General features: G+C 69.9%; 14 protein-coding genes. 4 read left to right on the forward strand and 10 right to left on the reverse strand.

All coding sequences use genetic code 11. The features are described from left to right. The first annotated feature begins 4 nt into the window (after window positions 1-4). Window positions 5-442 carry a nuclear transport factor 2 family protein gene (locus AB0I43_RS33555; RefSeq protein WP_356980156.1) on the forward strand — a complete coding sequence of 146 codons (438 nt, stop codon included), beginning with the start codon at window positions 5-7 and terminating at the stop codon, window positions 440-442. Here the strand turns inward: AB0I43_RS33555 and smc are convergent. Beyond that, window positions 439-4044 (reverse strand): chromosome segregation protein SMC, encoded by a 3606-nt coding sequence (gene smc / locus AB0I43_RS33560; protein ID WP_357433359.1) that lies wholly within the window; start codon window positions 4042-4044, stop codon window positions 439-441. The two genes, AB0I43_RS33555 and smc, sit on opposite strands and share 4 nt — an antisense overlap. 2316 nt (window positions 4045-6360) lie before the next feature. Here smc and AB0I43_RS33565 point away from each other — a divergent pair. Continuing rightward, a complete protein-coding gene (locus tag AB0I43_RS33565; protein ID WP_356980152.1) occupies window positions 6361-6696 on the forward strand; it encodes a hypothetical protein in 336 nt (111 codons plus the stop codon). A 361-nt stretch (window positions 6697-7057) separates the two neighbouring features. Here the strand turns inward: AB0I43_RS33565 and AB0I43_RS33570 are convergent, their stop codons facing one another. Next, entirely contained in the window at window positions 7058-7480 is a 423-nt protein-coding gene (locus AB0I43_RS33570; protein WP_356980150.1) for a DUF1707 domain-containing protein, read from the reverse strand. A gap of 124 nt (window positions 7481-7604) precedes the next feature. Continuing rightward, window positions 7605-8432 carry an SDR family oxidoreductase gene (locus tag AB0I43_RS33575; protein WP_356980149.1) on the reverse strand — a complete coding sequence of 276 codons (828 nt, stop codon included), beginning with the start codon at window positions 8430-8432 and terminating at the stop codon, window positions 7605-7607. A gap of 154 nt (window positions 8433-8586) precedes the next feature. Here AB0I43_RS33575 and AB0I43_RS33580 point away from each other — a divergent pair, with 154 nt between their 5' ends. Together AB0I43_RS33580 and AB0I43_RS33585 are read left to right on the forward strand one after the other, a co-directional pair. Then, window positions 8587-9672, forward strand: coding sequence for an S-(hydroxymethyl)mycothiol dehydrogenase (locus tag AB0I43_RS33580; RefSeq protein WP_356980147.1), 1086 nt, complete (start codon window positions 8587-8589; stop codon window positions 9670-9672). Further along, window positions 9666-10292: an MBL fold metallo-hydrolase gene (locus tag AB0I43_RS33585; RefSeq protein WP_357433361.1), complete on the forward strand. Its 627-nt coding sequence runs from the start codon at window positions 9666-9668 to the stop codon at window positions 10290-10292. Before AB0I43_RS33580 ends, AB0I43_RS33585 begins: the two co-directional genes overlap by 7 nt. A gap of 13 nt (window positions 10293-10305) precedes the next feature. On the opposite strand, the gene AB0I43_RS33590 is transcribed toward AB0I43_RS33585, so the two are convergent. From AB0I43_RS33590 to AB0I43_RS33620, 7 genes are all read right to left on the reverse strand, one after another. After that, window positions 10306-10722: a hypothetical protein gene (locus tag AB0I43_RS33590; RefSeq protein ID WP_356980146.1), complete on the reverse strand. Its 417-nt coding sequence runs from the start codon at window positions 10720-10722 to the stop codon at window positions 10306-10308. Window positions 10723-10805: 83 nt separating this feature from the next. Then, window positions 10806-11777, reverse strand: coding sequence for an endonuclease/exonuclease/phosphatase family protein (locus tag AB0I43_RS33595; protein ID WP_356980144.1), 972 nt, complete (start codon window positions 11775-11777; stop codon window positions 10806-10808). Next, complete coding sequence (locus AB0I43_RS33600) at window positions 11755-12204, reverse strand: DUF350 domain-containing protein (RefSeq protein WP_356980142.1); 450 nt, start codon at window positions 12202-12204, stop codon at window positions 11755-11757. The genes AB0I43_RS33595 and AB0I43_RS33600 overlap by 23 nt, the downstream gene beginning before the upstream one ends. Window positions 12205-12227: 23 nt before the next feature. After that, the gene (locus AB0I43_RS33605; protein ID WP_356980140.1) at window positions 12228-13394 is read right to left on the reverse strand and encodes a glutathionylspermidine synthase family protein; all 1167 of its coding nucleotides are present in this window, start codon (window positions 13392-13394) and stop codon (window positions 12228-12230) included. Beyond that, window positions 13394-14083 carry a hypothetical protein gene (locus tag AB0I43_RS33610; RefSeq protein ID WP_356980138.1) on the reverse strand — a complete coding sequence of 230 codons (690 nt, stop codon included), beginning with the start codon at window positions 14081-14083 and terminating at the stop codon, window positions 13394-13396. Before AB0I43_RS33610 ends, AB0I43_RS33605 begins: the two co-directional genes overlap by 1 nt. 13 nt (window positions 14084-14096) lie before the next feature. Next, window positions 14097-14372, reverse strand: a complete 276-nt coding sequence (locus AB0I43_RS33615; protein WP_356980137.1) for an acylphosphatase — start codon at window positions 14370-14372, stop codon at window positions 14097-14099. Next, complete coding sequence (locus AB0I43_RS33620) at window positions 14373-14798, reverse strand: OsmC family protein (protein ID WP_356980136.1); 426 nt, start codon at window positions 14796-14798, stop codon at window positions 14373-14375. Between the last annotated feature and the right edge of the window lie 53 nt (window positions 14799-14851).

Here is a 14851-nt window from a genome sequence, read left to right on the forward strand (position 1 = left end):
ACCGATGGATGATTACCTGGCCCAGTTCTGCGCCGCGGCCACGGCGCGCGATTTCGACACCCTGATGAAAACCGTTGCGCCGGACGCGGTTCTCGTCTCGCCACTGGCCGGGCGCGCGGTCTTCGCCGGGCACGACGATCTGCGGGTCCTGCTCACCGCGGTGTATTCGGGGCTCTCCGACACCCGCTGGGAACCGCAGATCGGCACCGGGCAGCGGCGGGTCGTCCTGTCGCACGCCAGGCTCGGCCGGTTCCGGATCACCGACGCGATGGTCGTCGACCTCGACGCCGAGGGCCGGATCCGCCGCATCGCACCGCACCTGCGGCCCTGGCTGTCGCTGACCGCGTTCGCGGTGCGCATGCTGCCCACCATGTTTCGCCACTCCGCCGTCTTCCGGCGGGCGCTGCGCACCCCGGACCCGGCGGCCGGGGCGCTCGGTTAGCGACCGGCGCCCACCAGGTTCTCCCCGCGCAGGCGCTGGGAGATCACCTGGGTGATGCCGTCACCGCGCATGCTGACGCCGTAGAGGGCGTCGGCGATCTCCATCGTGGGCTTCTGGTGGGTGATGACGATCAGCTGACTCTTCTCGCGCAGCTGCTCGAACAGGCCGATCAGGCGGCGCAGGTTGGTGTCGTCCAGAGCCGCCTCGACCTCGTCCATGACATAGAACGGGGAGGGGCGGGCGCGGAAGATCGCCACCAGCAGGGCGACCGCGGTCAGCGACTTCTCACCGCCGGACAGCAGCGAGAGACGCTTGACCTTCTTACCCGGCGGGCGGGCCTCGACCTCGATGCCGGTGGTGAGCATGTCGGAGGGATCGGTGAGCACCAACCGGCCCTCGCCGCCCGGGAACAGCTTGGCGAAGACGCCGACGAACTCGCGTTCCACGTCCTCGTAGGCTTCGGTGAACACCTGGAGGATGCGGGCGTCGACCTCGGCGACCACGTCCAGCAGATCCTTGCGGGCGTTCTTGACGTCCTCGAGCTGGGTCGACAGGAAGGTATACCGCTCCTCGAGCGCCGCGAACTCCTCCAGCGCAAGCGGATTGACCTTGCCGAGCGTGGCCAGATCCTTTTCCGCCCGCTTGGCGCGGCGCTCCTGGGTAGCGCGGTCGTAGGGCATCGCGACCGGCGCGGTGACCTGCTCGCCGCGCTCGCGCGCCTGGTCGTACTCCTGCCACTCCAGATCGCTGGGCGGCAGCGGCACCTCCGGGCCGTACTCGTCGATCAGGTCGTCGAGCGCGAGACCGAACTGCTCGGTAATGGTGGCCTCGAGCTGCTCGATGCGCAGCGCCGCCTGCGCTTTCGCGACTTCGTCGCGGTGCACGGCGTCGGTGAGCTGCGCCAGCTGGGCGCTCAGCGCGCGCACGCGCTCCTTCACCTGCTCGACCTGGGTCGCGGCCTCGGTGCGCCGGCGCACCAGATCGTCGCGCCGGGCGCTCGCCTCGGCGACGACCTTCTCCAGCTCGCCCGCGATGCGCGTGCCGGATTCGGCCACGGCCGCCGCCACCTCGGCCGCCTGCCGGCGGGCCGCGTGCGCGCGTTCCGCGCGGGCACGGTTCTCGCGTTCGGCGCGCGCCGCGCGGCGCAGTGAATCCGCTTTGCCGCGCACCGATTCCGCGCGCTCCTCGGCGGTGCGCACGGACAGTCGCGCCTCCACCTCCATCGCGCGCGCCTCGGCCAGCGCGGCGGCGGCCTCCTCCCGGTCCCGGCCCGCGGACTCGGTGCCCGCCGACGCCAGCTCCGAATCGTCCTGTTCGAGTTCGACGGCGCGCAGCCGGTCTTCCAATTCGGCCAGGGCGGTGAGGGATTCCTCGCGACCGGCTTCGGCGTCGGCGCGCTGCTTGGCGAGACGCTCGCTGTCACCGGTGGCGGCGCGGGCGGCCTGGCCGAGGCGCCCGAGGCGGTCGTAGATCGTCATCAGCGCCTGATCGGATTCGTGCAGCGCGAGCAGGGCCTGGTCGACGGCGTCCTTGCGGTCGGACTGCTCATCGAGCGCGCCGGAGAGCGCGGCCTCCAATTCCTCGGCGCGGCGCTGACCGGCGATCAGGTCGCTCTTGGCGGCATCGATGTCGGCTTGGATCTCCAGTTGGCTGGGCGCACGGTCGGAGCCGCCCAGAATCCAGCCGGTGCCGGTGAGATCGCCATCGCGGGTGACGACCCGCAGATCGGGGCGGGTGCGCAGCAGGTCGGCGGCGTCGGCGAGCTGGTCGACCACGGCGACGCCCGCGGTCAGCGCCGCGACCGCGCCGCGCACCGATTCGGGGCAGTCGACCACGTCGACCAGCCAGCGCGCGGACCCCGGCAGCGGGGCGTGCGCCGACGGCGCGGCCGTGTCGGCCCCGAAGACCAGCGCGACGCGCCCGCCGTCGGCTTCCTTCAGCGAGCGCACGGCGGCGTGCGCGTTGCCCGCGCTGTCGGCCGCGACCGCGTCGGCCAGCGGGCCCAGCGTCGCGGCGACCGCCGCCTCGAAACCGCTGTGCACTCGCAACAATCCCGACAGCGGGCCGAGCAGGCCCTGGGTCTGGTGCTCGAGCAGCCACGCCGCGCCGTCGCGGCGGGCCAGGCCCATGCTCAGCGCTTCGATGCGCGCGGTCAGCGACGCGACCAGTTTGCTCGCGTCGCGGTCCTGTTCGCGCAGTTCCTTGACCCGCTGGTCGGCCAGCTCCAGCGCCTGCACCGCGTGCTCGTGCTGCGCGTCCAGGCCCTCCTCGCCGGCGTCGAGTTCGCCGAGTTCGCTCTGCACGCCGTCGAATTCGGCCTGCGCGGCCTCACCGCGGTGGCGGGCCTCGGAAATCGCGACCGAGAGACGGGCGATCTCGGCGTCCATCGACTGCGCCTTGGTGCGCAGGGTGTCGACCTGACCCGAGAGTCTGGCCAGGCCCTCGCGGCGGTCCGCGATGGCGCGCACCGCCGCCAGATGCGCCTGCTCGGCCGCCTTGGCCGCGTATTCGCGTTCGGCCAGCGCGTCCCGCGCCGCCTCCAAGGTCTCGGCCGCGATCTCGACGGCCTCGCGCAGTTCGGCTTCCTCGGCCTCCACGCGGGCGGCCTCGGCTTCCAGTTGTTCCGGATCGCGGCCCGTGCCGACCGGCACCTCGGTGTCCAGATGCCGGGCCCGGTCGCCGGCGATGCGGATGGTCGCGTTCACGCGTTCGGCCAGCGCCGAGAGCTGGAACCAGATCTGGGCCGCCGCCTCCGCGCTCGGTGTCAGCCGCGACAGCTGGAATTCCTGCTGCGCGAGCACGGCATTGGCGGCGTCGAGCTCCGTCTGCACCGTGATGTGCTGTTCGCGCGCGTACGCCTCTTTGCTCTGCTGGCTCGCCAGTTCGCCGCGCCTGGTCACCAAATCGTCGGCGGCCAGGCGCAGGCGCGCGTCGCGCAGGTCGGCCTGCACGGTTTGCGCCCGCCGCGCCACCTCGGCCTGGCGGCCCAGCGGCTTGAGCTGGCGGCGCAGTTCGGTGGTGAGGTCGGTCAGGCGGGCCAGATTCGCCTGCATCGCCTCGAGTTTGCGGACCGCTTTCTCTTTGCGCTTGCGGTGCTTGAGCACGCCCGCGGCCTCTTCGACGAACGAGCGCCGGTCCTCCGGGCGCGACTCCAGAATCGCCGACAGCTGGCCCTGCCCCACGATGACGTGCATTTCCCGGCCGATGCCGGAGTCGCTGAGCAGTTCCTGCACATCCATCAGCCGGCAGGTGCTGCCGTTGATCTCGTATTCGCCCGCGCCGTCCCGGAACATGCGCCGGGTGATCGAGACCTCGGCGTAGTCGATGGGCAGCGCGCCGTCGGAATTATCGATGGTCAGGGTGACCTCGGCGCGGCCCAGCGGCGCGCGACCGGAGGTGCCCGCGAAGATCACGTCCTGCATCTTGCCGCCGCGCAGCGCTTTCGCGCCCTGCTCGCCCATCACCCAGGTCAGCGCGTCCACCACGTTCGATTTGCCGGAGCCGTTCGGGCCGACCACGCAGGTGATGCCGGGCTCGAAGCGCAGGGTCGTCGCGGACGCGAAGGACTTGAATCCCTTCAGCGTCAGGCTCTTCAAATGCAATTCGACGACCTTTCTGCGTTCTCTCTGCATGATCGGGCCCTGCGTGGTTTCGACTCCTCCGGGCCTGACCGCGCATGCTGGCAGTCGGCATGATCGGGGCGGGCGACCAGCCATGATATCCACCCGGCGGCAGCCGTCTGGTACGCGGGCAGCGCATCGGGGCCGCGGCGACGGCGCCACGGTCCACAGTATCGAGTTCGTCCGGCTCCCCGCACATTTCAGTATGCCCGTGGTTAGCCGAAACCGGTCAGCCGCGACGGCCGGATTCGATGCCAAGACGTGATCACCAAATGCCGACGCCGGACACCCGTGGCACATACCATCCACCCTGATTTGCCAGCGCACGCCATTCGGGAGTATCCGCCGATGCCACCCCTGTTCGGGACCAGCACCAGCTACCGGCTCGCTCGGATCGCCGCGCTCGTCGTCGGCAGCCTGCTGTTCCTTTACGCCTGTGAGCGGAGCCGGAGCACCATGCTCTCCGACGTGTGGGTGGAGATCCTGCTCGCGGCCGCTTTCGGCATGGCCGGAATCGGCGCGGCCTGGTTCGAGATCATGATGGACGAGCGGGCCGCGCGGAACGGAAAAGCCTCCGACGCCGGGCTGCACCACGAGACCAGCGAACGCGTCATCCGCGCCCGAATCGCCCGCTCCGGCAACCTGGTTCTGCACGGACGCGACCTGAACACCGACTACGAATGGTCCTGGACCTTCCGCCCGCCCACCTTCCCCGCGATCTGCTCCGCTCTCGGCGACGACGACGGTGAGCTGCTGGAACTCCTGGAAAAATTGATACCCCACCTGGATCGCGACGCCCGCACCGACCCGGGCGCGTGGTTGCGCGCACACGACATCCCCGCGACGTATCGCGAAAAGGGGGACAACCCGACCGAAGTCACCCGGGAGTTGCCGGTGCTGAAGGTCGGACCGCCCTCCGCGCGCGGCGGATCCCGGAGCGTCCGATCCTCGCGCGGTGGTTCGGACTCCTCGCGCGGGGCGAGCCAGGAATCCGCGCGGTCGCGGACGAGCGGATCGCGGCGGTCCCGGGAGACGCGGTCCGAATCATCGCGGATGCGTGGTGCGGTCGCCGAACCGGGTGCGCGTGGGCGGGGCAGCGAGCACGGTGTGCGTGGGAGGGATAGCGAGCCGAGCGAGCGTGGGTGGGACGTCGAGTCCAGCGGAGGCGGGAGTAGCGCCGACCCCAGCGGACGCGGGAGTAGCGCCGACCCCAGCGGACGCTGGAAGAACGCCGAGTCCAACCGACGTGGGAGGGACGCCGAGGCGCAGACCGCGCGGAAGAACGGCCCGGCTTCGGCGCGCGGTAGCACCGCAGGCGGGCGCGGCGGGGATGCCGAGCCGCGGGTTCGGGAAAGTTCCGCATCGTGGCGCACCAGCAGTGAGGCAGGTGCCGAATCGGGCGCGCGCGAAAGAGGAGTCGAGTCGCGAGGCGGTTCCTTACGTTATCGACGTAAGGAAACCGAGTCGGGTATGCACGGCGGGGCTACCGACTCGCGGCACGGGCAGGGGTCCGAATCGTCCTCCTTCGACAGCTCGAGCACGCGCGGGCGGGGGCTCGACTCACAACGTGGCAACGACTCTGCACGCGCCCGCCGCAGCGATACCGAATCGAACCCGCGCGCTCGGGATACCGACTCGCGGCACGGGCCAGGCGCCGAACCGTCATCCTTCGACAGCCCGAGCACGCGCGGGCGGGGAGTCGACTCGCGACTTGCCAACGACTCTTCACGCGCCCGCCGCAGCGAAGCCGAATCGAACGCGCACACAAGGGACATCGCCTCGGGGCGTCGTGGTAGGGCGGATTCCGAGTCGCATCGTCGCAGCTCGGCAGAATCCGAATCGCACCGTCGCAGCGGGACGGAATCCGGGTCGCGGCGTGGAAGCGGGACTGGCTACGAATCCTTACGATCTCGCGCCACCGGGTCCGAATCGAGCACGCGTGAAGGGGATTCCGACCCCTATAGCGACTCGTCGCGCGCACGCGGCTCCGCATCGCGCGGGCGCGGCCGGGAGCGGTACGAGGCGGACTTCGAGACGCGTCCTCGCGCGGATGATTCGGATTCGTATCCACGTAGCCGGGAGTCCGCGTCGCGGGCCGCACGCGGGACCGATTCCCGCGGTGCAAGTTTCAATCCTCGCGACACGCGATCTGAGCGCGGGTCCGGAGCGTCACGGGGCCGAGCCGATGCCGAGCAGCAACGCGCTGCACGATCAGAGGAGCGCTCGGCGCCCGACCGCACCGCACCGCGCAGGCGTTCACCGGACTACGACAGCATTCCCGCACGCCGCGAGCGTGGTGTGCGCCCCGGCGAGTCGTCGGCCGCGCGTCCGTCGCTCGATCAGCCCGCACCGTCACGCCGCGAGCAGGCGGCGGACGACCCGGCACGCCGCACCCGCCGCACCCAGCCCGATCCGCTCCCACGCACCACCGACCGCTCCGCCACCCGCCGGGACCGCCCCTCCCGCGGCGACTCCGACCGCTCCGCCACCGAACGCGCCGCCCGCCGCGGCCAGGCGGTCACCGACCGCCCGGTCCAGGTCCCGTTGAACCGCTTGAACTCCCGCCGCGACCACGACGCCGAGTACGACAGCGACTACGACCTCCCCCGCGCCAGTCGCCGCCGCAACCGCTGACAAGGCAGTCCGCCCGGAGCGGCCTACGCCTACTTCGCCAGTTACGAACAACGTTCAGCACGCCAACCACGACCTCCGCCAGCCGCGCCGACCGACGCCCCGACGCACGCTGCCCACCGTTCCTGGCGCGAAATGTCCAGCGCGCTGAACGCGACCACCGACAACAGCACTCGGTCCGCTCCCCAGGGATCACTCACGGAAGAGCCTCCGCCGCCAGCCGCGCCAAACGACGATCAGGGCACCGAACACGGTCGCGCCCACCAGACCAGTCGCGAGGAGCCTATTCCGCTGTCCGCCCAATCGACGCACCGAGGGCGGCCCACAGCGCACCAGTCGCGAAGGGCTCGCGCGTCGGCCGCGATCAGCGCCGGGCAGGCCGGCAGGTGCCGGCTTCGAATCCGGTGACCATGCGGAAGGCGAGTACCGCGCCCCAGGGGCCGATGACCCAGATCGGCCAGAAGTAGGTGAATTCGCCGACGCCGATCGAGATGGCGGCCCAGATGACCAGGACCAGGAGGCTGACGCCGAACCAGGAGCCGGCTTCGATGCGCTGCCAGATCGGGATCCGCTGACCGCTCTGCTTTTTGGTGAACCCGGAGGATTCCTTCGGCAGGTCGGCGAGGACCGCTGTCAGCTCTTCTCGAAGCGCGGTCGCATACACCTGTGCGACGCGCTGGTCGTATTCGCCGAGGTCCAGCCGGCCCTCGGCGAGATGCCGGCCGAGCTGCCGCACGATCTCGTCTCGTTCCGCGTCGGAAGCGCGGGTTCCGGTGCTGATGTCCATGTCGGGTTCCTTCGATCTATGTTCCACATTGGAAGGTATATCCCAGCATGAACCCTCCACATTGGAATGTCAATAGATAATGTGGCCTACCACGCACAGCGCGGATCAGGCCCGCGACCGGCGGTTACAGGTTGAAGCCGCCCCCGCAGACCAGGGTCTGGCCGCTGACGTAATCGGATTCGGGGAGGGTGAAGAGATAGACGGCCCCGGCCGCTTCACGCGGGGTGCCGGCGCGGCCGAGCGGGATCATCTGCTCCATGGCGGTGAGCAGGTGGGGGTTGACGCCGACCTTGATTTCCTTGCCGTCGATGTCGATGGTGCTGCCGCCCGCGGGCGCTTCGGTGAGGCGGGTCTTGATCATGCCGAACGCGACCGCGTTGACGGTGACGTTGTACCGGCCCCACTCCTTGGCCATCGCTTTGGTCAACCCGATGATCCCGGCCTTGGCGGCGGAGTAGTTCGCCTGACCGGCGTTGCCGCCCGTACCGGCGAGGGAGGAGATGTTGACGACCTTGCGGCACGGCACCGGGGCACCGGCGGCCGCGGCCTGTTTGACCAGGCCGCTGATCACCGGCTGCGCGGCGCGCAGGATCCGGAACGGGGCCTTCAGGTGCACGTCGAGAATGGCGTCCCACTGCTCGTCGGTCATCTTCTGGATCACCGAATCCCAGGTGTAACCGGCGTTGTTGACGATGATGTCGAGACCACCGAACTCCTCGACGGCGGTCTGCACGAAGCGGTCCGCGAACCCCTCCTCGGTGACGCTGCCGACGCAGGAAACCGCCTGTCCACCACCGGAATCGATGGCCGCCAAGGTCTCGGCGGCCGGTTCGGCGTCCAGATCGTTGACCACGACGCGCGCACCCTCGAAGGCGAGTTTCAGCGCGATCTCGCGGCCGATGCCCCGCCCGGAGCCGGAGACCAGGGCGACCTTCCCGTCCAGAGTTCCCATGAGCGGCTTCCTTTCTCGACGTCCCGACACTACGCGGAACCCCGCTGATCCCAGACGACTTCTGCACAACGCACGGGGGATCGGCGTGACGTCCTCGCATGCGCACGGCAATATGGTTCGCGTGCCGGGGTGGCACAGGACCGAGGAGGCTTCAGTGTCGGAAACCGTGCGCGGCGTCATCGCCCGCAGCAAAGGCGCGCCCGTCGAGCTCGTAGACGTGGTGATCCCCGATCCCGGGCCGCACGACGTGGTGGTGCGGGTACAGGCCTGCGGGGTGTGCCACACCGATCTGCACTACCGCGAGGGCGGCATCAACGACGAGTTCCCGTTCCTGCTCGGCCACGAGGCCGCCGGCGTCGTGGAGACGATCGGCAGCGCGGTCACCCATGTCGAGCCCGGAGATTTCGTGGTGCTGAACTGGCGCGCGATCTGCGGTGAATGCCGCGCCTGCAAACGCGGCCGCCCCTGGTACTGCTTCGATTCCAGCAACGCCGGCCAGAAGATGACGCTCACCGACGGCACCGAGCTGAGCCCGGCGCTGGGCATCGGCGCGTTCGCCGACAAGACCCTGGTGCACGAGCGGCAGTGCACCAAGGTGGAGCCGGGCACCGATCCGGCCGTGGCCGGGCTGCTCGGCTGCGGCGTGATGGCCGGGATCGGCGCGGCCGTGAACACCGGCAACGTCTCGCGCGGCGACACGGTGGCCGTCATCGGCTGCGGCGGCGTCGGTGACGCGGCCGTCGCGGGCGCCCGCCTGGCCGGGGCCCGCACCATCATCGCCATCGATCGCGATCCCCGGAAGCTGGAGTGGGCCAAGGATTTCGGCGCCACCCACACCATCGACGCCGGCACCGAGGACGTGGTCGAGCGCATCCAAGAGCTGACCGAGGGTTTCGGCGCCGATGTCGTCATCGAGGCGGTCGGCCGCCCCGAAACCTGGAAGCAGGCGTTCTACGGCCGCGACCTGGCGGGCACCGTCGTCCTCGTCGGCGTCCCCACCCCGGACATGACCTTGGAGATGCCGCTGATCGATCTGTTCTCCCGCGGCGGCGCGCTGAAGTCCTCCTGGTACGGCGACTGCCTGCCGGAACGCGATTTCCCCCTGCTCATCGACCTGTACCGGCAGGGCAGGCTCCCGCTGGAGCGCTTCGTCTCCGAACGGATCGCCCTCGACGAGGTCGAGAAGGCGTTCCACGCCATGCACACCGGTGAGGTGCTGCGTTCGGTGGTGGTCTGGTGACTCGCATCGACCGCGTCGTCACCTCCGGCACGTTCGCCCTCGACGGCGGCACCTGGGATGTAGACAACAACATCTGGCTGATCGGCGACGACACCGAGGTGCTGATCGTGGACGCCGCCCACGACACCGAACAGATCGTCGCCGCGGTCGGCGACCGGCGTGTGGTCGCCGTGCTGTGCACGCACGCGCACAACGATCACATCACCGTCGCCCCGCAGCTCTCGCGCCAGTTCGACGCCCCGATCCTGCTGCATCCCGCCGATGACGTGCTCTGGCGGATGACGCACCCGGACGTCGACTACCAGTCGCTGGCCGACAAGGAGCGGATCACCGTGGCGGGCACCGACATCGACATCCTGTCGACGCCGGGCCACTCCCCCGGCTCGGTCTCGCTGCACGCGCCGGAACTGGCGGCCCTGTTCACCGGCGACACCCTGTTCACCGGTGGCCCCGGGGCGACCGGCCGTTCCTTCTCGGATTTCGACACCATCATCGATTCGATCCGGGACCGCCTGCTCACGCTGCCGGAGCAGACCACGGTCCACACCGGCCACGGCGACACCACCACGATCGGCGCCGAGAAACCGGCCCTGTCCGACTGGATCGCCCGCGGGCACTGAGTCATTCGGGCGCCTACGGGATCCACGCACCGGTGCGGCGATGCCGGCCCAGACCGGCGATGTCGAATTCGTCGCGCCGGTCCGTGGCTCCGGTCAGGCCGAGCCGTCGCAGCGCGAGCGAGATCGGCCCGTGGCTGGGATAGCCGGTCTCGTGATAGGTGACGACGCCGTCGGCCCAGATGGTCGCGGATTGCACGCCCAGCCCGGCGTGCATCTCCGACCAGGCGTACATGACCGGGCCCCGGGTCGACCAGGCGCGCAGCACGTCCTCGAAGCGGCGGCCCGGTTCGAACAGCGCGGCGACGATCTCGTCGGTCAGCGGAATCAGGCCCAGCCCCTGGGCGAGCGGCACCACCGGCACGTCGTGCTCCCGGCCGATCGCCTGCAATAACGCCAATTCGCCGATCACTGCGCTGAGTTCGTAAGCCACCGCTTCTCCCGGATCGCATCGCCGCGGACACCCAGGGTACGAGGTGGCGCCCGGAGCGTCCGCCGAAACCGGCGGCAATGCGGTTACGGCTGGGCGCGGTTCAGGCGCAGCCGTGCGACCAGCGCCCGATGATCGGCGCCGGGTAGCGGCACGGTGCCGACCTGGTCGGTGTGACCGCCGGCGACCAGGATGTGGTCGATGCCGACCAGCGGCGGATACCGCTTGTCGGTCGGATAGGTCACCAGGTGCCCGGCGCCGGATTGCTCGGCGGCGTCGCGGAATCGGCCACCGAGCAGGGCCCGGAACCGGGCGTGGTCGAAGGTGGCGTTGAGGTCGCCGCCGACGATCGCGGGCCGGTCGGCGGGCGCGCGGTCGAGAATAGCGCGCAGGCCGGACAATTCGCGGGACCAGACGCCGACGCCGTAGATCGGCGGGACCGGATGGAAGGCGTACACCGACACCGGCCCGACGCCGGGAATCGTCGCCGTCGCCGAAAGCTGGTTCAGCACATAGCCGTCGTATTCGACGGTGTCGGTGAGCGGGTAGCCGCTCCAGATCCCGGTGCCGGTCGCGGTGCGCCCGGGCGAGACATGGCGGTGCGGGAGCAACTCGTCGAGTCCGGCCCGCCCGAGCTCGGCCAGGGCCGCGGGGGTGAGCTCGTTGACGGTCAGCAGGGTGACGCCCCGGGCCCGGACCTCCTCGACCAGCGCCCGCGGATCCGCCCCTTCGAACAGCAGATTGGACTGCATCACGGTCAACGGGTGCCCGTCCGCGCCGGCCCCGGCGTAGAGCGGCGCCTGCGTCCAGATCCCCGCGCCCAGCACCGAGACCGCCACCGCCGCGCCGACCCGATGGCGCAACACCGCGAACGCCAGGACCGCGAGCACCGCGGTCGCCATCAGGTAGGGCGCGACCGACGCCGCGAGCACCAGCGGTTCCGCGTCCCACGGATTGAAGTGCAGCGCTACCCCGGCCGCGGCCGCCAGCGTCGCGCTCCAGGCGAGCAGGAACCCGGCGCCCCGGGCGCGCGACTCAGAAAACGGCGAACGCGACAACGAGACCCAGGGCGAAATGCGCCCCCGCGACGACCAGCGCGGCCGGACTGTAGCTGTCGGCGTGCAGGGCGTTGCCGATGTGGATCCCGATGACGCGCTCCAGCACCCGCACCGAGATCACCTGGGCGATAATGCCGATCAGGCCGAACACCGCGGTGCGGATGAGCCCGCCCAGCAGATCGCCGCCGGAGGTGTAGATGGCCACCACGACGATGAACGCCATGCTGATGATGCCCGCGGCCGTGACGACGATCGCGTTCGGCTTGCCCGCCGCGACCAGCCCGCGCAACCGGCCGGGCGTGGTCAGATCGATGGCGTAGAAGCCGATGAGCATCAGCGCGAGGCCGACGATCGCGTACAGGATGATGGCCCCGACGCCTTCGCCGAGCAGGCGCCAGTAGTCCTGCTCGAGGGCAAGTGTGGTCATCGAATGTCCTTCCGGGAACGAGTTCAGGTGGTGGGGATACGGTGCGGGACGAAGGCGGCGCCGTCGTCGGTGATCAGCCCCGCGGTCTCCCGGATGCCGAGCCCCGCGGAGCGGTCGCCGACCATCCAGGCGCCGAGCACCGGGCGCATATCGTCGAATTCCGGTAGCGGGTCCAGCAACTGGTAGACGAAGCCCTCCGCGCCGTACACGCCGCCGGTCGCGGTTTCCAGGCCCGCGCCGACGATCGTCATGTTCGCGCCTTCGCGGCCCAGCTTGGGTTTGCGGATGTACTCGGTGAGCTCGTTGGGCTGATCGAGATAGGCGGGCAGCAGATTCGGGTGCCCGGGATACATCTCCCACAGCACCGCGAGAATCGCCTTGTTGCTGAGCAGGGTCTTCCACAGCGGCTCGACCCACATGGTGGCGGGCAGGCTCGCGATCACCCGCTTGCCGAAATCGTCGTCGAGGATCCACTCCCAGGGGTAGAGCTTGAAGATCGATTCGATCGGCGCCTCGGCCAGATCCACGAAACGATCCAGCTCGGTGTCGAATCCGACTTCCTCGATGGGCAGCGCGATGGTGTCGAAGCCGGCCTCGGCGGCCGTCTCCTGCATGTAGGCGGTGGTGACGTTGTCCTCACCCGAGGCGTCGGCCCCGGACCACGCGAAATGCAGTTGGGCCGAGGGCAGTTGGTCGCGCAGTTCGGTCCAGCGCTCGACGAGCTTCTCGTGCAGCGAGTTCCACTGATCGTCGTCGGGGAACTGGGTGGTCAGCCAGTGCCACTGGATGATTCCGGCTTCCAGCAGCGAGGTCGGCGTATCCGCGTTGTATTCCAGCAGTTTCGCGGGCCGGCGGGCGTCGTAGCGCAGATCGAAGCGCCCGTAGACATACGGATCGCCGCGCCGCCAGGATTCGGTGATCGGTTCCCACGTCCATTCCGGCAGACCGAAATCGCGGAACCGTTCGGTCAGGATGACTTGCTCGACCGCGTTCAGGCACATCGAATGCAGCAGTTCGACATCGGCTTCCAGCGCGAGGATCTCGGCCATGTCGAATTCGTAGTGCACCGACTCGTCCCAGTACGGACGCGGTTGACCGCTGGCGTCGCGGCCGGGTGCGCCATAGACCAGGCCCTGTTCCTCGATGATCTGCTTCCAGCCCGGCCGGGGCGTGCCGCGGACCCGCCGCATCAGGACCCCCCGCCCGAACTCTTGCTGCCGAGGCCGCCGCGCTGAATCGTGGTGCCGCTCTTGGTTTTGATATCGGCGCCCTTGGGTTTGACGGTGGTGCCGCCGACCGGAGTTTGCCCGATGGTCGGGGTGCCGCCGTAGTAGTAGCGGTACTGCGGCCAGCCGCCGAGGATGATCAGGCCACCCAGTCCGCCGTGCCAGTTGTCGCTGTCGCTGAAGTTCTGTTTGCCGGGGCCGCACTTGTCGTCGGGAACGACGACTTCCTTGCCGTTCTGATCGATCTGCACACAGGAGGCGGTGACCTGGTCGGGCTTGCTGACCGCCCGGTAGGCCAGATACCCGCCGCCGACCAAGCCCGCGACGCCGACGATGGCGACGCCGCCGATCAGCACCCGCTTGCGGGTCTTCTTCTTGGCGGCCTCCGCCGCCGCGGCGGCCCGGCGCTCCTCGTCGGCCCGTTTGCGGGCCTTGTCGCGGGCGCGCGACTCGGCGACCGTCGGCGGCCGCGGCCGGGTGACGCCGGGTTCCTGGCGCTGGATGCGGCCGGGCGAAGGTTCCGGCGGCGGCAGCGCGAGTTCGGGCTGCGGCAGGTCCTCGGGTTGCTCGGGGGGCAGCGCCAGCTCCGGTCGCGGTAGCTCCGCTGGTTCTTCGGGGCGGCGTTCACCGTCACCCGGGTGCTGTGTACTCACCGATCCGCCCTCACTACCGCTCCTCGAATCCGGACATATCACCCCGCGCGGGCTCCCAGCTTTCCACAACCAGGGTGACGCGTCCCGGCGTTTGACCGGAACGCAACAGGCCGAGCAACTTCTCCCCCGCCTCGCGCGGCCCCTCGGCGACGACGTGCACGCGTCCGTCCCGCGCGTTGCGGGCGTACCCGGTCAGGCCGAGTTCCAGTGCGCGGGAGCGGGTCCACCAGCGGAAGCCCACTCCCTGCACGGTGCCGTGCACCCAGGCGCTCAGCCGCACGGCGTCCATCTAGGCGTCGACGTCGAAGTTCAGGTTGACCTTGGTGCCCGCCTTCAGCGTCCGGCCGACGGTGCACACCTTGTCGATGGCGCGCTGCACCGCGACCAGCAAACGCTCCCGGGCGGCCTCGTCGAGCTCGCTGAGATCGAGTTCGAACGACTCGTCCAGCTGCGGATACACCTCGTTCTCCCGGTCGGCGTCGCCGGAGACGCGGATGGTCGCGTCGAAGTCGTCGCCGAGTTTGCGCGAGAGCGAGAAATCGGCGCTCAGCCCGGAGCAACCGGCCAGGGCGATCTTGAGCAGCTCACCCGGGGTGAACGCGCCGGGGACGCCCTGGCTCGCGATCTTCACTTCCGCGCCGCGTGAGCTGCGGCCGGTGTAGGCCCGGGTACCTGTGCGCTCGACCCACAGGGCGGTCGGGTTCTCTTCAGCCATGGTCACGATCCTGCCATCTCGAGGTGGTCCTGCACTGCACGCGGGGGAACGCC

Source organism: Nocardia sp. NPDC050435 (assembly GCF_040655395.1).
Taxonomy (GTDB): Bacteria; Actinomycetota; Actinomycetes; order Mycobacteriales; family Mycobacteriaceae; genus Nocardia.

What these genes read in the sequence shown, in the direction of transcription:
- AB0I43_RS33555 (WP_356980156.1), top strand. Translation starts at nt 5, where the DNA reads ATGGATGATTACCTGGCCCAGTTCTGCGCCGCGGCCACGGCGCGCGAT.
- AB0I43_RS33570 (WP_356980150.1), bottom strand. Translation starts at nt 7,480, where the DNA reads ATGGACATCAGCACCGGAACCCGCGCTTCCGACGCGGAACGAGACGAG.
- AB0I43_RS33575 (WP_356980149.1), bottom strand. Translation starts at nt 8,432, where the DNA reads ATGGGAACTCTGGACGGGAAGGTCGCCCTGGTCTCCGGCTCCGGGCGG.
- AB0I43_RS33600 (WP_356980142.1), bottom strand. Translation starts at nt 12,204, where the DNA reads ATGACCACACTTGCCCTCGAGCAGGACTACTGGCGCCTGCTCGGCGAA.
- AB0I43_RS33605 (WP_356980140.1), bottom strand. Translation starts at nt 13,394, where the DNA reads ATGCGGCGGGTCCGCGGCACGCCCCGGCCGGGCTGGAAGCAGATCATC.
- AB0I43_RS33615 (WP_356980137.1), bottom strand. Translation starts at nt 14,372, where the DNA reads ATGGACGCCGTGCGGCTGAGCGCCTGGGTGCACGGCACCGTGCAGGGA.
- AB0I43_RS33620 (WP_356980136.1), bottom strand. Translation starts at nt 14,798, where the DNA reads ATGGCTGAAGAGAACCCGACCGCCCTGTGGGTCGAGCGCACAGGTACC.